Source organism: Sphaerisporangium sp. NPDC088356 (genome assembly GCF_040685555.1).
Taxonomy (GTDB): Bacteria; Actinomycetota; Actinomycetes; order Streptosporangiales; family Streptosporangiaceae; genus Sphaerisporangium.
This window is the reverse complement of record NZ_JBFBIK010000001.1, coordinates 21,211-43,619: the sequence shown is the minus strand read 5'-3', so window position 1 is coordinate 43,619 and position 22,409 is coordinate 21,211. Positions and strand designations below refer to the sequence as shown.

Annotated in this window: 24 protein-coding genes and 1 pseudogene; 16 read left to right on the top strand and 9 right to left on the bottom strand. The window is 69.6% G+C overall.

Annotated features, from left to right (window positions below):
* Positions 1–27 precede the first annotated feature (27 nt).
* The 3 genes from AB0O34_RS00225 to AB0O34_RS00215 form a co-directional block, all read right to left on the bottom strand.
* The gene (locus AB0O34_RS00225; protein ID WP_363910902.1) at positions 28–453 is read right to left on the bottom strand and encodes a hypothetical protein; all 426 of its coding nucleotides are present in this window, start codon (positions 451–453) and stop codon (positions 28–30) included.
* A gap of 131 nt (positions 454–584) precedes the next feature.
* Positions 585–1,235: a hemerythrin domain-containing protein gene (locus AB0O34_RS00220; protein WP_363910900.1), complete on the bottom strand. Its 651-nt coding sequence runs from the start codon at positions 1,233–1,235 to the stop codon at positions 585–587.
* Between the two features lie 103 nt (positions 1,236–1,338).
* On the bottom strand, positions 1,339–1,785 hold the full coding sequence (locus AB0O34_RS00215) for a Fur family transcriptional regulator (RefSeq protein ID WP_363910898.1): 447 nt from the start codon (positions 1,783–1,785) through the stop codon (positions 1,339–1,341).
* 266 nt (positions 1,786–2,051) lie between these two features.
* Here AB0O34_RS00215 and AB0O34_RS00210 point away from each other — a divergent pair, with 266 nt between their 5' ends.
* Positions 2,052–2,531 carry a hypothetical protein gene (locus AB0O34_RS00210; RefSeq protein ID WP_363910896.1) on the top strand — a complete coding sequence of 160 codons (480 nt, stop codon included), beginning with the start codon at positions 2,052–2,054 and terminating at the stop codon, positions 2,529–2,531.
* A gap of 50 nt (positions 2,532–2,581) precedes the next feature.
* On the opposite strand, the pseudogene AB0O34_RS00205 reads toward AB0O34_RS00210, so the two are convergent.
* Positions 2,582–2,809 (bottom strand): annotated as a pseudogene (locus AB0O34_RS00205) (DUF6461 domain-containing protein); the annotation flags it as partial.
* Between the two features lie 183 nt (positions 2,810–2,992).
* On the opposite strand from AB0O34_RS00205, the gene AB0O34_RS00200 reads away from it, so the two are divergent.
* Both AB0O34_RS00200 and lysS read left to right on the top strand, forming a co-directional pair.
* On the top strand, positions 2,993–3,982 hold the full coding sequence (locus AB0O34_RS00200; RefSeq protein WP_363910894.1) for an SDR family oxidoreductase: 990 nt from the start codon (positions 2,993–2,995) through the stop codon (positions 3,980–3,982).
* Between the two features lie 80 nt (positions 3,983–4,062).
* The gene (lysS, locus tag AB0O34_RS00195) at positions 4,063–5,781 is read left to right on the top strand and encodes a lysine--tRNA ligase (RefSeq protein WP_363911238.1); all 1,719 of its coding nucleotides are present in this window, start codon (positions 4,063–4,065) and stop codon (positions 5,779–5,781) included.
* A 167-nt stretch (positions 5,782–5,948) separates the two neighbouring features.
* Here the strand turns inward: lysS and AB0O34_RS00190 are convergent, their stop codons facing one another.
* The gene (locus AB0O34_RS00190; protein ID WP_363910892.1) at positions 5,949–6,161 is read right to left on the bottom strand and encodes a DUF397 domain-containing protein; all 213 of its coding nucleotides are present in this window, start codon (positions 6,159–6,161) and stop codon (positions 5,949–5,951) included.
* Positions 6,154–7,035 (bottom strand): helix-turn-helix transcriptional regulator, encoded by an 882-nt coding sequence (locus tag AB0O34_RS00185; protein ID WP_363910890.1) that lies wholly within the window; start codon positions 7,033–7,035, stop codon positions 6,154–6,156. Before AB0O34_RS00185 ends, AB0O34_RS00190 begins: the two co-directional genes overlap by 8 nt.
* A 421-nt stretch (positions 7,036–7,456) precedes the next feature.
* Here AB0O34_RS00185 and AB0O34_RS00180 point away from each other — a divergent pair, with 421 nt between their 5' ends.
* Complete coding sequence (locus AB0O34_RS00180) at positions 7,457–7,852, top strand: ATP-binding protein (RefSeq protein WP_358547806.1); 396 nt, start codon at positions 7,457–7,459, stop codon at positions 7,850–7,852.
* Positions 7,853–8,087: 235 nt separating this feature from the next.
* Here AB0O34_RS00180 and AB0O34_RS00175 read toward each other — a convergent pair whose 3' ends face one another.
* Positions 8,088–8,573, bottom strand: coding sequence for a hypothetical protein (locus AB0O34_RS00175; protein ID WP_363910888.1), 486 nt, complete (start codon positions 8,571–8,573; stop codon positions 8,088–8,090).
* Between the two features lie 258 nt (positions 8,574–8,831).
* Between AB0O34_RS00175 and AB0O34_RS00170 the strand changes: the two genes are divergently transcribed.
* The 12 genes from AB0O34_RS00170 to AB0O34_RS00115 all read left to right on the top strand — a co-directional run bounded on the left by AB0O34_RS00170 (position 8,832) and on the right by AB0O34_RS00115 (position 20,713).
* The gene (locus tag AB0O34_RS00170) at positions 8,832–9,638 is read left to right on the top strand and encodes an SAM-dependent methyltransferase (RefSeq protein WP_363910886.1); all 807 of its coding nucleotides are present in this window, start codon (positions 8,832–8,834) and stop codon (positions 9,636–9,638) included.
* 207 nt (positions 9,639–9,845) lie between these two features.
* A complete protein-coding gene (locus AB0O34_RS00165) occupies positions 9,846–11,639 on the top strand; it encodes an ABC transporter substrate-binding protein (RefSeq protein WP_363910884.1) in 1,794 nt (597 codons plus the stop codon).
* On the top strand, positions 11,636–12,673 hold the full coding sequence (locus AB0O34_RS00160; RefSeq protein ID WP_363910882.1) for an ABC transporter permease: 1,038 nt from the start codon (positions 11,636–11,638) through the stop codon (positions 12,671–12,673). Before AB0O34_RS00165 ends, AB0O34_RS00160 begins: the two co-directional genes overlap by 4 nt.
* Positions 12,670–13,602, top strand: coding sequence for an ABC transporter permease (locus AB0O34_RS00155; RefSeq protein ID WP_363910880.1), 933 nt, complete (start codon positions 12,670–12,672; stop codon positions 13,600–13,602). Before AB0O34_RS00160 ends, AB0O34_RS00155 begins: the two co-directional genes overlap by 4 nt.
* A gap of 4 nt (positions 13,603–13,606) precedes the next feature.
* Positions 13,607–14,662 carry an ABC transporter ATP-binding protein gene (locus tag AB0O34_RS00150; RefSeq protein ID WP_363910878.1) on the top strand — a complete coding sequence of 352 codons (1,056 nt, stop codon included), beginning with the start codon at positions 13,607–13,609 and terminating at the stop codon, positions 14,660–14,662.
* Entirely contained in the window at positions 14,659–15,666 is a 1,008-nt protein-coding gene (locus AB0O34_RS00145; protein WP_363910876.1) for an ABC transporter ATP-binding protein, read from the top strand. Before AB0O34_RS00150 ends, AB0O34_RS00145 begins: the two co-directional genes overlap by 4 nt.
* Complete coding sequence (locus AB0O34_RS00140; RefSeq protein WP_363910874.1) at positions 15,663–16,607, top strand: GNAT family N-acetyltransferase; 945 nt, start codon at positions 15,663–15,665, stop codon at positions 16,605–16,607. The genes AB0O34_RS00145 and AB0O34_RS00140 overlap by 4 nt, the downstream gene beginning before the upstream one ends.
* A 76-nt stretch (positions 16,608–16,683) precedes the next feature.
* Positions 16,684–17,598, top strand: a complete 915-nt coding sequence (gene murQ, locus AB0O34_RS00135; RefSeq protein ID WP_363910872.1) for an N-acetylmuramic acid 6-phosphate etherase — start codon at positions 16,684–16,686, stop codon at positions 17,596–17,598.
* Between the two features lie 161 nt (positions 17,599–17,759).
* The gene (locus AB0O34_RS00130) at positions 17,760–18,122 is read left to right on the top strand and encodes a DUF488 family protein (protein WP_363910869.1); all 363 of its coding nucleotides are present in this window, start codon (positions 17,760–17,762) and stop codon (positions 18,120–18,122) included.
* Positions 18,123–18,387: 265 nt separating this feature from the next.
* A complete protein-coding gene (locus AB0O34_RS00125; RefSeq protein ID WP_363910867.1) occupies positions 18,388–19,206 on the top strand; it encodes an SGNH/GDSL hydrolase family protein in 819 nt (272 codons plus the stop codon).
* A gap of 169 nt (positions 19,207–19,375) precedes the next feature.
* The gene (locus tag AB0O34_RS00120; protein WP_363910866.1) at positions 19,376–19,738 is read left to right on the top strand and encodes a hypothetical protein; all 363 of its coding nucleotides are present in this window, start codon (positions 19,376–19,378) and stop codon (positions 19,736–19,738) included.
* Positions 19,739–20,143: 405 nt separating this feature from the next.
* The gene (locus AB0O34_RS00115) at positions 20,144–20,713 is read left to right on the top strand and encodes a hemerythrin domain-containing protein (RefSeq protein ID WP_363910863.1); all 570 of its coding nucleotides are present in this window, start codon (positions 20,144–20,146) and stop codon (positions 20,711–20,713) included.
* Between the two features lie 52 nt (positions 20,714–20,765).
* Here the strand turns inward: AB0O34_RS00115 and AB0O34_RS00110 are convergent, their stop codons facing one another.
* Both AB0O34_RS00110 and AB0O34_RS00105 read right to left on the bottom strand, forming a co-directional pair.
* Positions 20,766–21,722 carry a DUF523 and DUF1722 domain-containing protein gene (locus AB0O34_RS00110; protein WP_363910861.1) on the bottom strand — a complete coding sequence of 319 codons (957 nt, stop codon included), beginning with the start codon at positions 21,720–21,722 and terminating at the stop codon, positions 20,766–20,768.
* Positions 21,719–22,243, bottom strand: a complete 525-nt coding sequence (locus AB0O34_RS00105) for a sigma-70 family RNA polymerase sigma factor (protein WP_363910859.1) — start codon at positions 22,241–22,243, stop codon at positions 21,719–21,721. Before AB0O34_RS00105 ends, AB0O34_RS00110 begins: the two co-directional genes overlap by 4 nt.
* Positions 22,244–22,409 lie beyond the last annotated feature (166 nt).

Sequence of the window (22,409 nt, the reverse complement as noted above, 5' to 3'; positions counted from 1 at the left end):
GCCGCATGCGCCCGGTCGCGGCCGGGGTCAGTTGCTCACGCGTTCGAGGCCGTCGGCGATGCCCCGCCTGAGCATGTCGCCGTAGGGCCCTCTGGGGAGGTCACCGGCGTGGTTGGCCGCCAGGCGGAAGTAGCGGGCGGCCTCGGTGAGGTCGCCCAGGAGCTCGTGGGAAGCGCCCATGTTGAGGTAGAGCGAGGGGTAGAACTCCAGAACCCGCTCATCGGCCGTGGCGTTCGCGTGGTGCAGCGAGACGGCGTTCCACAGAAGGGTCTCCTCCGGAGAATCCTGCTGCCGGGCGACGTAGTGCGCGGCCACGCAGGCGTCGAAGTCGTCGCCCCGCTCGGCCCACGCCTGGTCGAACAGCCGGCGGGCGTGCTCCGGCTTGCCCTCGGACTCGGCCCGCATGCCGTCGGCGCACAGCCGGACGACTGCATTGTCGAGATCGAGATCCACGGCTACCTCCCCTTGTCTTTCGTCCCCAGCAGCCTAAGCCGTGGCTGCGACAATGTTGAGGGACGTGGAGGGCCGGAGTTCGGGGAACCAGAGAGCAGTGCCCGAGTCCATCCGGTGCGCGGCCGGATGGATCACCCGAACACCTGGGCCGCGCGGTGCTCGTAGGCGTGCCGCCAGGAGAGCCGGTAGAACAGCCGCAGGACCAAGGGCCCGGTCCTGAAGATGTGCTCGCGAGCCTCGGGACCCGCCGCGTCGACGGTCCAGGCGACGATCATCGGAAGGTCCCGGCCGTGCCCCCTGGTGGACACCTTGCTCGACTTCTCCCACCAGGCCGCGCTGACGTGCTCGGCGATCAGCGGCACGACCTCGGACTCCTCCAGATCGAGATGCGCTTTGAGCATGCCGTCGAACCGGCGGAGATCGTCGGCCTGTTTCCTGGCGGGCCGGCCGGCGATCGCCAGCCGCTCGACCACGGCGTCCATCTCCTGGTGGTCGGCCTCCAGCCGGTCGAGGACGGGCCGGGCCTCGGGGACGAGCCCGCGAAGCAGCGGCCAGATGTCGTTGTCCTCGCAGGTGTGATGGTGGTGCAGGCCGCGCAGCATGAACGCGGTGTGCTCGTCGATCAGGGCGCGCCTGAGCGTGTCACCGGGAGGGCACCTGTCGACGGCGTCGGCCAGGCGCAGGAAGTCGCGGCGCAGGCCGGCGTGGAAGGCCAGGAACGTGACGAGGTCGGGGGCGGGTTCGCCCCTGCGGCGCCGGGAGGTGTTGGTCGCGGTTGTCATGCCCCACACCATGCGCGCCGCGACTTCACGGCGACTTAACGCGTACTTGGAATCCACTCCCGCGACGCCCCAAGGGACTCGGCTCGCGCCGAAGCCCGTCGGGTCAGGGAGCGGCGCAGCCGGGGCACACGCCGAAGATCTCCACGGTGTGGTCGACGTCGACGAAACCCGCCTCGGCCGCGACGCGGTCGGCCCAGCGCTCGACGGCCTTGCCCTCGACCTCGACGCTGCGCCCGCATGAGCGGCAGGTCACGTGGTGGTGGTGACCGCCGGTCGCGCAGCGGCGGTACAGCGTCTCGCCGCTCTCGTCGCGGATGGCGTCGACGACCTCGTCCTCACTGAGGACCTGCAGGTGACGGTAGACGGTGGTCAGCCCGACGCGCTCACCTCGGCGGCGGAGCTCGGCGTGGATCTCCTGGGCGCTGTGGAACCCCGACAGCTTGCCCAGGACCGACACCAGCGCCTCGGCCTGCCGGGTGCCCCTGACCCGGGTGCCCCGAGTAGGGGGCCGCTCGAGATGCGGCGCCGGTTGGGTCGATTGCGACGTCATGCTGAACCCTCCCGCCCGACGTCGAGTGCCTGCCGCGTGCGGCCTTCTTCGCTGTGAACACTACCAACCGGCCTGCTCCGAAGCGCGGCGCGCGGCCGGGAATGGCCGTGCAAGACAAAACGGAAATTGACCACCATTCGAACGCCTGCGCGCGGGTCGTGCGGGGCTCGCACGGCAGGGGTGAGGCCGTCCCTGCCGTGGATTACTCGCCGGGGGAGACGCCGTGGCATGCTGGCCTGCCGAGCCCGACGAAGGAGCCGATGAGCGTGTCCTGGCGTCACCTGCCCAAGCCCGCGCGGGTCATCGCGGAGACGGCCGCCGATGCCGTGGCGGCGGCGCGGTCGCGTGACCTGGAGGCGTTCCAGCGGGAGTCGGCACGGCTCGGCGCACTCGACTCCGAGCACGCCGGCCTCGTGCTGGGCGCCGTGGTGAGAATGTCGCTGGAGGAACTGCACCCCGACGGGCTGACGGCCGACGACGTGCAGGCCATGGTCGCGCGATGCGCGCGGTCGGCGGCAGGCTGGTTCCCCGACCTCGACCCCCATGTGCTGGTGCTGCTGGTCGCCGGGGCGCTCGGCCTGCACCAGGCCGACACCGAGGCGTTCAGGCTCGACCCGATGGATGTCGCCCGGCACGCGCCGCTGCTCGTCGCCGACCTGCTGGCGCTCTCAGGCCGCTCGCTGGACGCCTGCCTGGAGGCGGCCTTCGCCGACATCCAGCGGACACAGGCGTCCGAGATGCCTTGACGTGCTCCCCGGCCTGAGGGCCGGCTGTGCATGCCGCTGGGAACGCGCGCTCAGTACAGGTGGGCGGCGGAACCCGTGAGCGCCGGTCTGGCGAGGTGGCCCGAAGTCACCCGTACGCCGGTGGCACGCTCGGCGAGGGCCATCGCTGCGAAGACGGGGCAGTGCTCGTCTTGGGAATGTTCGCCGGGTTCGCCATCGCGGTCTTCGCCGTCTTGCTCCCCGGTAGGTATGCCGAGTTCGCGCATGTGCGCCAGGAGCAGGTCAGGGCCGGAGCCCCAGCGCGCGCCGGCATCCTCTCGACATGGCGCCCCAAGGCATCATGATCTTGTCAAAGGAGACCGACAGAATCGGCGTTCACAGCACGGGAAAGCCCCTCTTCGCTTTCGAGAAATATCGTGTTACGTCCGGCTGTGCGGAGGATGGTAGACATCGGTCTTCTGGTCCTCGACAAAGGACGGCAAATGAGCAGCGCTACGCAGGACATCGACATCCCTGACCAGAGCGGCAAGCTCGTCGTGGTCACCGGGGCCAACAGCGGCATCGGGTACGAGACGGCCCGCCGCCTGGCCCTCGCCGGGGCGGACGTGGTGCTGGCCGTACGCGACCAGGCCAAGGGCGACCGGGCGGTGGAGGGCATCCGCGCCGCCGGCACCAAGGGCAGCCGGGACACCGCGGGCATCAGGGGCACGGTCTCGGCCGAACCGCTGGACCTGTCCAGGCTCGAATCGGTGGCGGCCTTCGCCGAGACGATGACCGGCCGCGGACGGCCCGTCGACGTCCTCGTCAACAACGCGGGGATCATGGCCGTGCCCACGCGGCACACGACCGCCGACGGTTTCGAGCTCCAGCTGGGGACCAACTACCTCGGGCACTTCGCGCTCACCGGCCGGCTGCTGCCGCTGCTGGTGAAGGCCGAATCGCCCCGGGTCGTCCACCTGAGCAGCGGGGTCGCCCAGATCGGGAAGATCGACTTTCAGGATCTCCAGGGCGAGCGCAAGTACCGCCCCTGGGGCGCGTACGCCCAGTCCAAGCTCGCCAACCTGCTGTTCGCGCGCGAGATGCACCGCCTGAGCCTGCGCGACGGGTGGGGCGTCCTCAGCGTCGCCTCCCACCCGGGGTTCACCCGTACGAACCTGCAGACCACCGGCCCCAACCTCGGCCGAGGCGCCGACCGTCCCGACTTCACCGGGTGGTTCGCCAGGATCACCGGGAGGGTCATGGAGCCCGAGCAGGGCGCCCTGGCCACCGTCCACGCCGCCACCGGCCCGGGAGTGGCCGGCGGCGAGTACTACGGGCCCGGCGGCCGGTTCGGCCTGTCCGGCATGCCCGCGCTCGCCAAGATGCCGCGCCGTGCGTTCGACGACGCCGTCGCGGCCAGGCTGTGGGAGACCGCCGAGCGCCTCACCGGTGTCCTGTTCACTCCGCGTGCCACTCGAGGAGGCGACGCGTAGGGACGGTTGCACGGGTCACTGCGGCGGTCCGGGACAATGGAGGCGTCAGGCTTTCTAGGAAGGATGTGCCCATCGTGGCTATGAGCGCTGAGGCCGACTGGGTCTCACGGTTCGCGGACGAGGTCATTGCCGAGGCGGAGCGCCGCGCTCCGGGCAAACCCATCGTCTGCGCCTCGGGCCTCAGCCCCTCTGGCCCCATCCACCTCGGCAACCTCCGCGAGGTCATGACGCCCCACCTGGTCGCCGACGAGATCAGGCGGCGGGGTCACGAGGTCGTCCACATCATCTCCTGGGACGACTACGACCGGTTCCGCAAGGTCCCCGTGGGCATCGACTCCTCCTGGTCGGAGCACATCGGCAAGCCGCTGACCTCGGTGCCCGCCCCGCCCGGCAGCGCGTATCCCAACTGGGCCGAGCACTTCAAGGCGCCGATGATCGCGGCGCTGGCCGAGATGGGCATCGAGTTCCACGGCATCGACCAGACCGCGCAGTACACCTCGGGCGCCTACCGCGAGCAGATCCTGTTCGCCATGCGCGAGCGCGAGCGCATCGACGCGATCCTCGACCGCTACCGCACCAAGGACAAGCCGGCCGCGCCCAAGAAGCCGCAGCAGAAGCTCGACGAGGCCGACGCCGCCGCGGCCGAGGCGGCGGCCGAGGGCTCCGGCGCCGCCGAGGAGGACGACGGCAAGGTCGCCGCGGGCTACTTCCCGTACAAGCCCTACTGCTCGGTGTGCGAGCGCGACCTCACCACGGTCACCGCGTACGACGACGAGACGACCGAGCTGTCCTACACCTGCGCCTGCGGGCACGCCGAGACCGTGCTGCTGTCCGAGCACAACCGGGGCAAGCTCGTGTGGAAGGTCGACTGGCCGATGCGCTGGGCGTACGAGGGTGTCGTCTTCGAGCCCTCCGGCGTCGACCACAGCTCGCCGGGGTCGTCGTTCGTGGTCGGCGGGCAGATCGTCAACGAGATCTTCGGCGGCGAGCAGCCGATCGGGCCGATGTACGCCTTCGTCGGCATCAGCGGCATGGCCAAGATGAGCAGCTCCAAGGGCGGCGTCCCTACCCCGGCCGACGCTCTTGAGATCATGGAGGCCCCGCTGCTGCGCTGGCTGTACGCGCGGCGCAAGCCGAACCAGTCGTTCAAGATCGCCTTCGACCAGGAGATCCAGCGGCTGTACGACGAGTGGGACGCCCTGGAGCGCAAGATCAGTGACGGCTCCGCGCTGCCTGCCGACGTGGCCGCGTACAGCCGCGCCGCCGGCACCGCCGCGGGGCCGCTGCCGGTCACGCCGAGGCCGCTGCCCTACCGCACCCTGGCCTCGATCGTCGACATCACCACCGGCCACAGCGAGCAGACCCTCCGCATCCTGCGCGACCTCGACCCCGAGCACCCGATCACCTCCCTGGACGAGACCCGGCCCCGGCTCGACCGCGCGGAGCGGTGGATCAACACCCAGGTCCCGGCCGAGCAGCGCACGCGCGTGCGCGACGAGCCCGATGCCCAGCTGCTCGCGTCCCTCGGCGACACCGAGCGCGAGTCGCTGCGGCTGCTGCTCGACGGGCTCGACGAGCACTGGTCGCTCGACGGGCTCACGACGCTCGTGTACGGCGTGCCGAAGGTCCTGGCGGGCCTGGCCCCCGACGCCAAGCCCACCCCGGAGCTCAAGGTCGCCCAGCGCGAGTTCTTCGCCCTGCTGTACCGGCTCCTGGTCGGCCGCGACACCGGCCCGCGCCTCCCGACGCTCCTGCTCGCGGTCGGCGCCGACCGCGTCCGCAAGCTACTGGGCGGCTGACCTGGCCCATCGGTGCGGATCAAAGGAGGGTCATCACCTGGCTTCGCCGGGTGATGACCCCACCGGGGCGATCCGCACCACTCAATGATCTCTATCGCTGATACGCGAACGCGCCCGGTCACCAGGGTGATCGGGCGCATGTTGATCTGTGTGGAAGACAGTACCGGTCAGGCCAGGCCGTCCAACTCGCCGCGTTTGACAGCACCGAGGCAGTCGGCCCACGCGGCCCGGCCGAACTTCAACACCGGTCCATGGGGGTCTTTGGAGTCGCGAACAGCGACCAGGCCGTCAGAAAGATCAGCGATCTCAACACAGTTGCCGTTGCCGCCGCTGTAGGAGCTCTTACGCCATGTGACGCGGGACTGATCTGTGTCAGACATCCCGCGCCTCCTCTCTTGAATCACCTACGTGACTATCCGCCGCCCGCAACAGCATATCGGCTGAGTCGTTGGGGCTGAGCGCTGCTGCCCGCAGGTAGTCGAACACGCTTCCGTACTGCCGTACGTCCGCTGCTTCCTCCAGGTAGAGCGCACTTGCCATGTTCTCCAGGTACACCACGTCAAGGTCACTCGGTGCGGGGAATCCAACGATGTTGAACGATCCTGTCAGCGCCGGGTGTGCTCCCGCGCGGTACGGCAGTACTTGAACCATCACGTTCGCCCGTCGGTCTGCCAGTCGCCGCAATTGCTCGGCTGCTGTCTCTGCCGTCCCGACATGCTGTCGGATGACCCCCTCACCGAGGATCACCGACAGTTCGAGCGGTCGATCGTCGGTCAACCGCTTCTGTCGTTCCATCTTGACGGCCACGAGACGGCTGATCTCGTCTGGTGAGTCGCCTGGACGGAACGCTTCGATGATGGCTCGTGCGTACGCCTCGGTCTGCAACAGTCCCGGCACCAAAGTCTGTTCGTAGTTCCTGACGGTGGCCGCTTCCGCTTCCAGCCCGATGAGCGTCGCGTATTCGCTGGGCAGCACGTTGCCGTAGTTCTGCCACCATCCCCGCTGCTGGGCCTCCCTGGCGAGGGTCAGGAGGGACTCTCGCTCTGGTTCGCCTACCTCGTACAGATCGAGAAAGTGGCGAAGATCGCGGGGTCGTATCCCGCGACGTCCGGTTTCAAGGCGACTGAGCGACGCGGCGGTCATCTCTATCCGGTCGGCTACTTCTTGCATGCTAAGTCCGCGTTCGATCCTGAGTCTCCGCAGCTCAGAGGCCAGGCGACGACGGCGCACGGTGGGACTGGTGTCTACGGGCACGTGACCTCCTTTTGGAAACTTCCATTGGAAGCTTCCAGTGAGATATAGCCTTCCGGTAGTTTCCAGGGAGTGTACCGCTGGGGGCGCTGGGCCGGTGGGCAGATGGCCGTGCTGGGGAAGGTCGACTGCCGCGCTGATGAAGGGCGGAGTTCATGAGAACGTCGAACGCGCAAGAGCAGTTCATTCACCTAGTGCGACTGGCATGGGACCTGAACAAACGTGGTCTGACCGCTTCAATTGACCTTCCTCACGGGACGGCGCCCGCTCTGCTGATCCGTCGGGTGTCCGGGCCGTTGAAGGTCATGGCGACGTCGCGGAAGGGCACGTGGTTCTTCACGTGGGGTCGGGGCGAGGGGCAGAGGGTACGGGCGCTGTCGGGTGACGCGGCGGACCGTATCTGGGACCTGGCCCAATGAGGACCGTGGGGCTCCTGGGGGCGATCGATCTCCCGGGTACGGTCACGGCGGCCTCGGTCGCACGCGCGTGTATGCGCGAACTGCTGACCGCGGCCGGCCACCAGGGCGTGGACGAAGTCGAACTGCTGGTCAGCGAACTGGTCACGAACGCCGTGCGGCACACCGACAGCGGGCGTACGGCCTGCGGAGTGGTGAGGCTCGTGGCGAGGGACACCGGTCACGCCGTGCGTGTCGAAGTGATCGACCAGGGCTCGACCGGCGCCATTCCGCAGATCCCCGCACAGGTCGACCCGCTCAGCGAGAGCGGCCGTGGGCTGTGGCTCGTACGCGAGCTGTCGTCGGCCTGGGGCTGGGAACAGGACACGACAGGCCGGACCATCTGGTTCGAGGTGACGGGATGATCGGGTCCTCGGCCTACGTCGGGGAACGGGGCGTCAGATCTGTCAGAACATTCGCCGTTCGGCCGATCAAAGCAAGGCCATGGTCATTACCACCGAGACTCCCTCCGGGAGGAGGCCGCGTGGTCACACCTGCTCCTTCACCCGGTCCGACCGGCATCCGGCCAACTCCTCGAACCTGATGAGCGGGATTGGGACAACGACGGTCTTTAAGCGGTCCGGGGCTGGCTGGTGCCGGTCAAGCCGTGGGTTCTCGCCGCCGTGAGACGATGAGGCCGCCTGCCATGATCAAAGCGTAGGCCAGCAGCGGCCACCCCCACGGGCGGCGGGGCGACCACGAGTCGACAAGGTTGGCGACGCCGCAGTACAACGTCGCGGCGGTGAGCAGCCATCCGACGACGAGCCCCGGCTGGCGGCGACGGCGTGTCAACAGGACGGCCAAGACGATCGTCATCGCGATCCCAGACCAGGAGAGGGCGATGAAGTCCCAGGTCACGCCAGCGGTGTCGGCCGGGCCGCGCAGCGCGTTGAAGACCATGTCGCCCACCAGCATGTCGACGATCGACATAGGTAAGGTGAGGACGATCATGAGGAGGCGTCCGTAGAGCTGATCGCCCAGAGAGTTGCTGACCGTAGCCCAGGTCAGGGTCACGACCGCCGCCCCATAGGCGATGACCGTTATGGCCGGTGCAGTTCGCGTCGACATGCGGACGCTGCTGTCCATCGCGTGGTTCCTCATTTCCTCTTCGCCGCAACCGCGGAGTGGATTGCGGCGGACCCGGTGGGCGCGAGACAGCGCGCCCACCAGGAAACCTTGCGGCAGGCCCGGGAGCTTGCTGCTCTGAGGCTGGGTCGTGTCGCGGATGAGGCCGTAGCCGTAGTCGCTTCTCGCGTCGTCTGTCCGAAATTGGGTTGGGAGATTAGAAAAGCGATGGAGATCACTTACAATCCTGCATGTACGGGTAAGCGGGCGAGGAGCGGCGTGAACGACTTCGGGACATCAGCAGACGTAGATCCGTTCACGCCGAGCGTCGCGCGGATCTACGACTATTACCTCGGGGGCAAGGACAACTTCGCGTCCGACCGCGAGGCCGCCGAGAAGATCATCGAGATCCTTCCGAACGTGCGCGACGTCGCGCGGGAGAACCGCGAGTTCCTGGTCCGCACGGTGACCTACCTCAGCGAGCAGGGCGTACGGCAGTTCCTCGACATCGGGGCCGGGCTGCCGACCCAGCGCAACGTCCACCAGGTCGCCCAGGAGCTCGCGCCGGAGTCCCGGATCGTCTACGTCGACAACGACCCCATCGTGCTCACCCACGCCAGAGCGCTCCTCGCGGAGAACGACCGGGTGGTGGTCGTCGGCGCCGACATGCGCGGCTCGCAGGCGCTTCTCGACCATCCGGACGTCCGCGCCCATCTCGACTTCTCCCAGCCCGTGGCCATCCTCATGCTCGGCGTGCTGCACTTCGTCCCGGACGACGACGAGGCCACGAAGATCGTCGCGACCTTCCGGTCGGCGCTCGGGCCGGGTGGCCACCTGGTCATCTCCCACGGCTCGATCGGGGACCTGAGCGAGGACAAGGGCGCCGAGGGGCAGAAGGTCTTCAGCCGCACCTCGGCACCCGGGGTCACCTCGCGGTCGCCCGGTCAGGTGCTGGCGTTCTTCGATGGGCTCGATCTGGTCGATCCAGGGGTGGTCCCCCTGCGTGACTGGCGGCCCGAGATGGGCTTCTCGATCGTCAAGGAGGGTGAGGCGGGCGCCGTCGGCGGCGTCGGCAGACTCCCCTGACCCGACTCCCGTCACGCGAGCGAAACGGGGCCCCGGCTGGACGCCGGGGCCCTCTTTCGTGCCCGGCCGCCAGCATGCCAGGACGGTATTGTCGCAGGTGAGCGGCTTAGGTAAAGAATAACTTCATGCTAGGGTGTGTGGAAGAAAAAAATTGACCACCCTGCCCTGGCGCCCGTATGGTCCTGGCAATCGGACCTGGAGCACTTCATGAAGCGACTCGCAGCGATCGCGGCCCTGGCGGCGGTCGCCACAGCCACTGCCGCCTGCGGCACCGCGGAGACCGGCGCCCTCGCCGGTCCGGGAGGCATCTACACCACGATCGACGGCGCGAAGCAGATCGACGCGACCGCCCCGATCAACCCGTTCAACCCTCAGGGAAGCACGTTCGTCGGGTACGACGCGATGTCGCTGGCCTGGCCCAAGAACGACCTCATGGACCCGAACCAGTTCTACCCGGGTCTCGCCGCGAGCTGGACCGCCACGCCCGACCAGGGCGAGGTCGTCATCCACTTGCAGCCGAACGCTCGCTGGTCCGACGGTAAGCCGTTGACCAGCGAGGACGTCCGCGTGTCCATCGGCCTCGCCTACACCCAGGGCGGCAGCGCGTACACCGTGAACGCCGGGGCGGCCGGCGCGGCGGCGGACATCCAGATCATGGACGCCAAGACCGTCAAGATCGTTCAGGGCGCCAACCGCAGCAACGCGTTCCTCAGGAACGTCCTGTCCACGGTCGTCGTCCCGGCGCATGTCTACGGCTCGCTGCTGCCCGCCGGCTTCTGGGCCACGCTGACGGCGGCCAGGGGCACCGGTCCGGCCGCCGAGAAGGCCAAGACCGAGATCACCGGGCTGTCGCAGAAGGTCATCGCCTTCGCGCCGCGCGAGGACGTCTCCGCGGGCCCGTTCGTGCTGGAGCGGGTCAACCCCGGCGCGGCCCTGCTGAAGAAGAACCGGTACTTCTACGACGCCGCCAAGATCGTGCCCGACAAGGTGAAGGTCCTCAACTACACCGGCAACGAGCAGATCTGGAACTACCTGGTCTCCGGCAAGCTGGACAGCGCGCCCTTCACGGCCGTGCCCGCCGCGGTCATGAAGCGGATCAAGGAGACCCCGGGCAACGACATCCGCAAGGGCTACTCCCCGGTGGCGGCGTCCCTGGCGTTCAACCAGGCGCGCAAGCCGTACGACAACGTGCACGTGCGCCGGGCCCTGGCCTACCTGATCGACAGGAACCAGGTCACGAAGATCGCCTCTCCGGAGGCGGGCACGCCGTCGGTCACCACGACCGGCATCCACGGCAGTTCCGCCAAGGCGTGGCTGGGCGGCGAGCTCGGCGCCCTCGACCAGTACAAGGTCGACCCCGCCAAGGCGGACCAGGAGCTCAAGGCCGCCGGGATGGTCAAGAAGGGCGGCACGTGGGCGATGCCGGACGGCAAGCCCTGGAAGGTGCAGCTCAACGTGCCCGCGTCGTTCTCCGACTGGGTCGCGGCGGCCAAGTCGATCACGAGCCAGCTCAACGACCACGGCATCGACGCGAGCGTGGTCACCTCGGCGGACTACATCCTCTACCTGGACGAGCTGGCCGCGGGGAAGTTCGACATGGGGTTCTGGCTGATGGCCCTCGGGCCCTCGCCGTACAACATCTACCAGCGCGTGTACGGCTCGGCCAACGGCTGGTCGCTGCTCGCCGGGCAGCTCAAGCACTCCCCGCCGGGCAAGGACGGCAACTGGATGGGCGGCCCCGAGAAGATCGGCGGGGTGAACCCCGGAGAGCTCACCAACAGGCTCAACCTGGCGTCCCCCGAGGAGCAGAAGAAGATCGTCGGCACGCTCGCCAAGCTGACGAACGAGCAGCTCCCCCTCATCCAGATCTACGACTACGTCAACACCCAGTTCGTCAACACGACCCGCTACACCGGCTGGCCGGAGCCGGGCAGCGAGGCGCTGCGGCTGCCCGCGGGCGTGTGGATGCAACTCGGGCTGATCAAGAAAAGTAGCCTATGAAGCTCTTCGCGGCCCGGGGTGGTCCCCGGAAGAACGCGGTACCACGACGGCTCGCGGGTCATCTGATCCGCGGCCTCGTGATGATCTGGGTGGTCACCACCATCAGCTTCGTGATCATCCGCAACATCCCCGGCAACCCGGTCCTCGGGCAGTACGAGACGCTGATCGAGCGCGGGATGTCCCCTGACCAGGCCGAACGGGCGACGGCGGCGCTCTACGGGTTCCTGCCCACCGGCAGCCTGTGGGAGCAGTACGTCGGCTACATGAAGGCGCTGATCCACCTCGACCTCGGCCAGTCGCTCAGCACGCCGGGCACCGAGGTGGTCACGCTGATCGCCTCGGCGACCAAGTGGACCGTGCTGCCGGTCCTCGGGGGCACGCTGCTCAGCTTCGTGCTGGGCGTGACGCTCGGGGTGTACGCGGGGATCAAGCGGTCGGGCAAGCTGGGCGACCTGCTGTCGATCTCCGGCTCGCTGCTGCACGGCGTGCCGCAGTACGTCATCGGGCTGCTCGTCCTGGCGATCTTCACGACCCTGTGGCCGATCTTCCCCGCCGGAGGCCCGGTCGACGTCGAGTTCGTGCCCGGGTTCAACGCCGGCTACCTGGCCTCGCTGATTCACCACGCCACCCTGCCCGTGCTGACGTACGCGCTCGCCAGCTACGGCGGGTGGGTGCTGGCGATGAAGTCGAGCGTGGCGACCGTGCTCGGCGACGACTTCATCCTGGCGGCCGAGCTGCGCGGGCTGTCGCGGGGAGTCCTGTTCCGGTACGTGGCGCGCAACGCGATCCTGCCGCTCTTCACGATCCTCGCGCTGTCGCTCGGCATGCTGTTCGGCGGCGCGATCTTCATCGAGCGCATCTTCAACTATCCGGGGCTCGGGCTGCTGCTCGTCGACAGCATCGGCTCCCGCGACTACGCGCTGATGGGCGGCACATTCCTGGTGACCACCATGGCGATCATCGTCGCCAACATCGCGGCGGACCTGCTCTACGCCGTGATCGACCCTCGAGTGCGGAGCGGAGGCGCGGCATGACGGTGACGACGCTCCTGCCCGGGGACACCGGGGGAAGCAGCCAGGGCCCGGGAGGCATGCGCGCGACCCTGCGGCGCAACTTCTGGCGCGGGGTCGGGCGCGTGCTGCGCCGCAAGCCCAGCCGCATCCTCGGCGTGGCCATCGTCGCGCTGTTCGCGATCATGGCCGTGGCCGGGCCGATGCTCTACCCCGCCCACCTGCCGCGCGACGACAACGCGCTCTACGCCGCGCCGAGCCTGGCCCACCCCTTCGGCACCGACTTCGAGGGCACCGACGTGCTCGCGCTGGTCGTCACCGGCTCGCGGTACGTCATCCTCACCGGCCTCGCCACCGCGGTCATCACGGTCGCGCTCGGCACGGCGCTCGGGCTGCTCGCCGGCTTCCACCGGGGGCGCTGGGACACCGTGCTCATGCGGATCACCGACCTGCAGCTCACGATCCCGGGCCTCCCACTGCTGCTGGTGCTGTCGACCATCTGGAAGTTCAACAGCCCGCTGGAGATGGGCCTGGTCCTCGGCCTGCTCGGCTGGGGCGGCGTCGCGCGGGCCGTACGGTCGCAGACGCTCTCCCTGCGCGAGCGGGGGTTCATCGAGGCGGCCAAGGGGCTCGGCCTGTCCACCAGGCACATCATCGCCCGGGAGCTGCTGCCCAGCATGGCGCCGTACATCGCGATGAACGTGCTCATCGCCGTGACCGGCGCGATCTACGCCCAGGTCGGCCTGTTCTTCCTCGGGGTCCTGCCGTTCGACTCCAACAACTGGGGCGTGATGCTGAACCTCGCCGTCTTCGGCGGCGGGGCCCTGACCAGCACGGCCGCGCTGCCGTACCTGCTGGCGCCGCTGCTCGCCATCCTGCTGCTCACGCTGGGCATCGTGCTCATCGTCGACGCGATGGACGAGATCTTCAACCCACGGCTGCGTGAGGAGTAACCAGGTGACCACCACCGCATCTCCCGGCTCCGGCGACCTGGTCGCCGGGCCCGGCGCGAGCACCGCCCCCGGCGTGCGCGTCCGCGATCTCACGGTCGTCTACAAGACCCCGCTCGGCGAGCTGCCCGCGCTCGGAGGCGTCAGCCTCACCATCGAGCCGGGCACCATCACCGGCATCGTGGGGGAGTCCGGCTCCGGCAAGTCCACGCTGGCGCTCTCGCTGCTGAACGCCGTGCAGTCGCCCGGCCGCGTCAAGAGCGGCAGCGTCGAGATCGACGGTCTCGGAGACGTCCTGGAACTGGCCGGGAACGACCTGCGCGAGGCGCGCGGCCGTCACCTCGGATACGTCTTCCAGGCCGCGCAGAACTCCCTCAACCCGCTCAAGACCGTCGGCAAGCAGCTGCTCGACCTCGGCCGTTCCCACGGCGTGGAGGACCAGCGCGCGCTCGTACGGGACGCCAAGGAGCTGCTTGAGCGCATGGGCCTGGACGGCGCCCGCGTGCTCGACTCCCACCAGCACGAGCTGTCCGGGGGGATGCGCCAGCGCGTCGGCATCATGCTCGCCCTGGTGCTCAACGCGCAGCTGGTCATCCTGGACGAGCCGACCACGGCGCTCGACATGATCACGCAGGCGACCATCCTGCGGATCGTCCGCGAGGTCCACAAGGAGCGCGGGCTCACCACCCTGCTGGTGACCCACGACATCGGCGTGGCCGCCGAGGTCACCGACCACCTCGCCGTGATGTACGGCGGGCGCGTGGTCGAGCACGGCCCCACCATGCAGGTGCTGGGTTCGCCCAGCCACCCCTACACCAGGGGCCTGATCCGGGCGATCCCGCGCCTGTCCGGCGACACCGCCGAGGCCCAGGCGCTGCCCGGGCGGCCCCCCACGCTTGGCACCCTGCCCACGCGGGGATGCGTCTTCCGGGAGCGCTGCCCGCTCCGCATGGACATCTGCGAGACGGTGGACCCGCTCCCGCTGAGCCACGACGACAGGATCGTCGCGTGCCACGCGGTCGAGCGGTCGAACTCCACGGCGGAACACGAGGAGTACGCGTGATCACAGGAACCGGCATCACCAAGACCTACAAGCAGCGGGGAAACGTCCTCGGCGCCCGCGACGTCCAGGCGCTGCGCGGGGTCGACTTCGCCATCGAGAACGGCGGAGCGGTCTCGTTCATCGGCGAGTCCGGATGCGGCAAGACCACGCTCGGGCGGATCATCGCCGGGCTGGAAACCTACGACTCCGGCGAGATCGTCATCGACGGCACCCCGATGTCGTCCCTGCGGCATCGGCGGCGGCAGCCGTACTTCCGCAAGATCCAGCTGATCCACCAGGACCCGTACTCGGCGCTCAACCCCACGCGTACGATCCACCAGACCCTGCAGGCGCCGCTCACGCTGCGCGCCCGCCAGACGGGCCGCTCGAAGGGCTGGGTGGACGACCGCGCGGAGGAGCTGCTCTCCCTGGTGGGCATCGACCCCGGCTACGTGCTGGGCCGCTACCCCCACCAGCTCTCGGGCGGCATGCGCCAGCGCGTCGTCATCGCCCGCGCGCTCACCGTGGACCCCGAGATGCTCGTCGCCGACGAGTCGGTCTCGATGATCGACGTGTCGATGCGGCTGAGCATCCTCGCCCTGCTCAAGGACCTGCGCGAGCGGCTCGGGGTCAGCGTGCTGTTCATCACCCACGACATCGCCACCGCCCGGTACATCGGCGACGAGGGCGAGCTGTACGTGCTCTACCGGGGGCAGGTCGTGGAGCGCGGGCTCACCGAGACCGTCATCTCCGGCCCGACGCATCCGTACACCCAGTCGCTCCTGTCGGCGATCCCCGTCCTGCACGGGCTGGAGCAGCCCGGGCCGGAGCGGGTCGTGCCGACCGAGGCGCTCGACGAGCGCCACGCGGACGGGGGATGCCTGTTCGCCCGCAGGTGCCCGTTCCGTACCGAGCGCTGCGAGATCGAGCTGCCGTCGCTGGTGAGGGGCGCGGAGGCGTCCCACGAGCACGCGTGCTTCCACCCGCAGCGCCGGAGCGTGATCCCGGTGGAGGCGGTCGCGTGAGCGGCGCCCCCCACGACGACCGCTCCAGCACTCCACCGGGCGGCGGCCGCTCGGTGAGTCCGGGCAGCGGCATCCGCCCGGCTGCCCCGGCCGAGCTGCCCGCCATCGGCGAGCTCGCCCGTGCCGCGCTCACCCTGGACGCCCCGGAGGCCCCGCGACTGGTGACACGGCTCGCGGATCCGCCCGAGGGACGCGATTGGGCCGCCCTGGTGACGCCCGGCCTCGACGGGGTCGTGTTCGTCTCCGTCTCCGCCACCGAGGGCGTGGGTCACGTGGACCTGCTGGCCGTGCACCCGTCCGCCCAGGGGCACGGGACGGGACGGGCGCTGGTGGCGGCGGCCGAGGGATGGCTGCGGGAGCGGGGGGCGCGCGAGGTGCGCCTGGCGGGAAACCCGCCCTGCTACGCCTGGCCGGGCATCGACGTCCGCTACACCCCGGCGGTCTGCCTGGCCGAGAGCCTCGGCTACGAGAGGTACCGCACCGCCTGGAACATGACCGCCGACCTCACGGGGTACCCGCGCGGAGGCGCGCAGGGGGGTGAGGATCTCGACCGGCTCGCCTCGGCCGGGGTCGCCGTCCACTCGGCGCCCGCCGGAGAGCGCTCCGAGGTCATCGCGTTCGTCCGGGAGCACTGGAACGACGCGTGGGCCTGGGAGGTGGCCCAGGCGGCAGGGTGCCACTACGCCACCCGGCAGGGGGAGATCCTCGGCTTCGCCGCCTGGGGAGCCCGGCCCACGTGGTTCGGCCCGATGGGCACGGCCGAGGCCGCCCGGGGGCTCGGGGTCGGCGGCGTGCTCCTGCGGCGGTGCCTCGAAGAGCAGGCGGCGGCGGGACAGCGCACCACGCAGATCGGCTGGGTGGGGCCGGTGCGCTTCTACGCCAAGGCCGTGGGCGCCCGCGTCGAGCGGGTCTTCTGGCTCTACCGCCGTTCCCTCGCCTGACGCCCCGCCGCCCCCCGGCTGGAGGCGACGCGCGACCCGGCGAACCACTGATCAACGCCCTGGAATATGAGGAGTCATGGCCCAACCACTTGCCCTGTCCACGACGGAACAGAGCGACCCCCGTTACCGCCAGATCGACCGGCTGCCGACGGCCGAGATCGCCCGCCTCATGAACGCGGCCGACTCCACCGTCCCCGCCGCCGTGGCGAGGGCGATCCCGCAGATCTCCGCCGCGATCGACGACATCGCGGCCCGCATGCAGGACGGCGGGCGGCTGCTCTACGTGGGCGCGGGCACGTCCGGACGGCTGGCCGTGCTCGACGCCTCTGAGTGCCCGCCGACCTTCGGCACCGACCCCGAGATGGTGCGCGGCATCATCGCGGGCGGGGTGCCGGCGCTGACCCGGTCCGTCGAGGGCGCCGAGGACGACGGGGAGGCGGGCGCCGCCGCCATCCGCGAGCAGGGCGCCGGACCGCTGGACTCCGTGGTAGGGATCTCCGCCAGCGGCCGGGCGCCGTTCGTGGTGTCCGCCGTGCGGGAGGCCCGCCGCCTGGGCGCGGTCACTGTGGGACTCTCCTGCAACCCCGGGGTGCCGCTCTCGAAGGCGGCCCACCACGCGATCGAGGTCATCGTCGGGCCCGAGGTGGTGACCGGTTCGACCCGGCTGAAGGCGGGCACGGCGCAGAAGCTGGTCCTCAACATGATCTCGACGATCTCGATGGTCAAGTGCGGGCGGACCTTCGGGAACTACATGGTCGAGGTGTCCGCGAGCAACACCAAGCTCGTGGACCGGGCCGCCCGCATCGTGGGCGACATCACGGGCGCGGACATCTCCGCCGCCCGCCTCGCCCTGGAGGCCGCGGGGCACCAGGTCAAGACCGCCGTCGTGATGATCGCCCGCCGGCTCGACCCGCAGGAGGCGCGCCTGCTGCTCGCGGCCTACGGCGACCGGCTCGACAGCGCGCTCGAAGCCGGTCCCAAGGGCCACTGACCCCCCACACCCGCCCGCGCGGCCGGTGATCCGCACTACACCCGCCCGCGCCGCGCTCGCCGCGGCGGCGGCGGGGCCCGGCGTCCTGAAGATCTCCGGGTGAGCCCCGTTGGTCTGGGCATACTCCCGATGACCAGCACGCACGACGGGACGGGGGAGACATGTCACCGCCTGTGCGGCTGCGCCGCGTCTACGACGACCCCTCTCCCGACGACGGGAAGCGCGTGCTGGTCGACCGCCTGTGGCCGCGCGGGCTGGCCAAGGAGGAAGCGCACGTGGACGAGTGGCTCAAGGACGTCGCGCCGTCCAACGAGCTGCGCACCTGGTACGGCCACGACCCCGCCAGGTTCGAGGAGTTCCGGCGCCGGTACCTCGCCGAGCTTGAGAGCCCCGCACGCAGCGCCGCGCTGGACGAGCTGCGCGGGATGCTCCGGGACGGGCCGGTGACCCTGCTCACCGCCACCAGGGACCTGGAGCACAGCCACGCCGCAGTCCTGGCCGAGATCCTGAGCCGCCCCGCCTGAGCGCGGGCCGGGATGTCCGGGTCTCTCGTGAAGTGTGCCGGGGCCGGTCGGGAAAGTAGGGCCGGGATCCCCGGCAAAGCCTGAAGTTGAGGCCGCGGGAGGAGTAGCTTCTCTCAGCGTGTCTTCAGGGCGTACTCACCAGGCACTCAGCGGCGTGAGGCACCATAGAATCGTGTCTTCTCCACCCATGAGCGACATAAGTCCTCATAACCGGCGTTTCGGGCGGTCCTTCGGGGCCGTACGCCGGATGCGGTTCAGGGTGGGCGTGACGCTGCTGTCCATGGTCGCCACCCTCGGCGTCACGCTCGACGCCGTGTCGGCCGCGGGCACGCCGGGCCGGGAGGGCGTGTCGATCGCCACCCCGCCACCAGGCGCGGCCCCCGCGAGGCCTGTTCCATCGGCGACGGTGGGCACGGTGGTGGGCCTGGGCGACTCGGTGCCCGCCGGTTCCGCGTGCGACTGCGCCCCCTACGTCTCGCTGGTCGGCCAGAGCCTCGCGTCCAGGCAGGGAACGCGGGTCGTCAGCAGGAACCTCGCCGCCGCCGGGCTCACGACCCAGGGATTGCTGGACCAGCTCGCGGACGACACCGGCGACACCGACGACGAGATCGTGCACGCCGACGTGACGATCATCACCATCGGCGCGAACGACTTCGACAGCGCCTCCATCGAGGACGACGCCTGCGGCCCGGGGGCGCACCTGGCCTGCTACCAGCAGGATCTGGCGCGGTTGCGGGCCAACATGGACGCGATCTTGAGGAAGGTCCGCGCGCTGGGGAAGCGCGATGACAGCAAGATCATCGTGACCGGCTACTGGAACGTCTTCATGGACGGCGCCGTCGGCCGCGCCCAGGGCTCGACGTACGTCACCACCAGCGACAGGCTCACGCAGGCCGTGAACGAGACCCTCGCCGCGTCGGCCGCCGCGGCGGGCGCCCGGTACGTCGACCTCTACACGCCGTTCAAGGGGGATGACGGCACGCGGGACGACACGGAGCTGCTCGCCGATGACGGCGACCATCCGGACGCCGGCGGGCACCGGCTCATCGCCGGCTCAATCCTCTCGGCCCTCTACGACGTCTGAAGTCGCAGGCGCGGGTGCCGGGGTCAAAATGCCTTTCCCGGAAAATAGGGCTTAATTGCGTTTATCCCCTTGCGCGCAAACAAGGGGCATGCGGCCGTGATGGAACAAATGTCCCCCGGCGACGGAGTCGTGAGATGTCGCGAGTTATCGTTGAGCCCAGGGGGAGAGCATGATGAAGCGAATATTCGCCGCGACCTTGCTTCTCATGGTCATGGCGGCGGGATTCCTCGTCGCCGTGGGCTCGGCTGAGGCGGCGAGGAGGACGACGGTGAGCAGGACGCAGTACAGGATCCTGTTCCACCAGTGCCGGTACGCCAATACCAAGAAGCTGCGCAGGCAATGCCGGTTGGCGGTGGGAAGGAATTACCGCATCGGCAGGTGGAACCCGTATCTCGACTGCCGCACCTATTCCGGCATCACCGTGTGCGGCAAGCTGAAGCTGAGCAAGGCCGAGCGCCGCTGCGTCATCATCTCGATGAAAGACGGCCTCTCGCGCCGCCGCGCCGAGGTGGAGTGCTACGCGTTCGCCTAGAAAGCGCGATATATCGAACATGCGCTCGCCCGACCGGCTCTCCCGGGGCGGGCGCGAGCCGATCGACCTCTCCCGGGGCGAGCGCGAGCCGGCCCCCGCGCTCGCCACTCGACATGATCTTGATGGTCGCGTCCGGTGGGCCCCTGATGGGCGGGCCGGATAGCTCCTCGGCCCGTACGCCGGCATTACCTCTCTCGACCTCGCGAACACAGAGCCGCTCGACGGCGGGTCATGGAATGCGCGGAGCCCCTGGAAATGCCGGGTTTATCTCTCTCGCGCCTTACGTCCGGCGCGTCCGCGCGGGGGCCCGTCGCTGGTCACGGCGCCGGAGCCGTGTTTCCCGTTCATTTCAACGGGTAACGCCGACCGAACTTGGGCCGCTCACTCCGAGGAGGAGATAGTTCCATGATGGAGCACGACGGCGACGTCATCACCGTGCTGATCACCGATCATCGCGAGGTGGAGGAGATGTTCGCCGAGCTGGAGATGTCGCGTGGCAGCGGTGACGAGGAAGGCAGAAGGCGGCTGACCGAGAAGGTGATCATCGAGCTCGTCAGGCACTCGGTCGCCGAAGAGGCCTACCTGTATCCGGCGGCACGCAAGTTCATCCCTGGAGGCGACGATCTGGCCGATCGCGAGATCGCCGAGCACGCGGAAGCCGAGCGCCTGATGAAGGAGCTGGAGCGCACCGACCCCGGCGACCCCGCCTTCGACCATCTGCTGGACAAGTTCATGGCCGTCGTACGCGAGCACGTGCGGGAGGAGGAGAGCCGGCTGTTCCCCGAGCTGGTCAAGTACGCCGACGCCGAGGAACTGCACGACATCGGCAAGAAGATCCGGGCCATCAAGAAGATCGCTCCCACGCGGCCGCACCCCGCCGCGCCCGGCAACCCTCTGGCCAGCAAGCTCCTCGCCCCCGGCGCGGGCCTGGTCGACCGGATCCGCGACCTGGTCACCGGGCGGGGTAAGGACTGAGGCGAGGCCGGTCGGTTCCGGCGGTGCCGCAACGGCTGCCGCCGGAACCGGGTCAGGCAGGGACGTGGTTGCGCAGGCGCAGCTCGTCCGGGTAGGGGAAGAAGTACGTCTGCTCCCGCAGGAACGCCGCTCCGGCGCCCCTGACGTGGTGGCGCAGCAGGGCCAGCGGCACGCTGAGAGGCACGTGACGGACCTGGTACGACTGGATGACCTCGACGAGGTCGGCGCGGCGCTCGCGGTCCAGGTGGCAGCTCACCATGCCGAGGCAGTGCTGGAGGACGTTGACGTTGCGGCCGATCGTCCCCCTGACGGCGAGAGCCGTACAGAAGGCGTGGCGGTACGCGGTGGCGAGCCGGTCCCTCGGGCACGTGCCCGCCTCGGCGACCAGCCGTCCGATCGCCCGGTAGGCCTCGGGGTCGTGGGCGAGGAGCTGCATCTTGTGCCGGGAGTGGAAGGTCACCAGGTCGCGGGGCCGCCAGTCGCCCTCGAAGAGCGCCCTCAGGCGGGCGTGCGCGAAGATCCGCTCGACGAACGCCTCGCGCAGCACGTCGTCGTGGAGCCGTCCCTCGTCCTCCACCGGCAGCAGCGGGTGGGCGTTCATGATCGCGTCCGCGTACAGGCCCCGGTTGCGCCGGTCGGCGACCGCCTCATCGGTGTAGAGGGGGACGCCGTGGATCCCGCAGCTCGGGCTCTTGGACTTGAAGACGTAACCGTCCACACGCAGGGTCGCCGCGCGTTCGGCCGCCAGGGCCGTCATCGGCGCGGTCAGGTCCCTGCGGGTCTTGCGGGTCACCAGGCGCGGGCCCTGCGGGGAGCGTTCGAGGCGGAGCGTCTCGCGCGGGGTGCCGAGGCCGATGTCCATCTCCGGGCACATCGGTACCCAGTCCACGTGGTCCGACAGCATGTCGGAAAGGAACCGGTCACGGCTGTGCCCGCCGTTGAACCGCACCGCCGCCCCGAGCAGGCAGCTGGACACCGCCACTCGCGGCCGTACGCGCTCCCCGGTCATCCGGCCGCCACGTCCAGCAGCGAGGACAGACGGTGGAGGCCGCGTGTCGTACGGGCCTTGATCGTGCCGAGGGGCACCCGGAGGCGCTCCGCGATCTCCCGCTGGGTCAGGCCGCCGTAGTAGGCGAGCTCGATGGCCTCACGCTGGCGCGCGGGCAGCTTGGCGAGAGCTCTGTGGAGCTGGTCGCGGTCGGCGAGGTCGTCCCCGGTGGCCCGGCCGTCCTGACCGGGAGGGTCGCCCACGGCGTCAAGGGGCACGGTGTACGGCGCGCGCGCCCGCAGGTGGTCCACGGCCCGATTGCGCGCGATGCCGATCACCCAGGCCGGAAGGCTCCTCGCCGGGTCGAACCGGTGCCGGCAGCGCCAGACCTCGGTGAACACGACCTGCAGCACGTCCTCCACGTCCTGCGCGGGTACGAGCCGCCGCAGGTGGCAACGGACCAGCGGGGCGTACTCGCGGTAACAGTCGCCAAGTGAGCCCACCTCGCCCATGGCGAGCCGGGCCCCGATCGTGTCGTCCATCGGCCCCCGTGACCCATTCAAGGTCACCGAGATCGGGTAGTTCAAGATCATTTCATCGCGCGCCGTCCAAGAAAGGGTCAATGCGGTACGGCCCCGACCTGGGGCTCGGTCAACCGCAAGGCGGTCATCCCGGGTGTGCCACCAGGGCGCCTTCGTCGTTGGCATC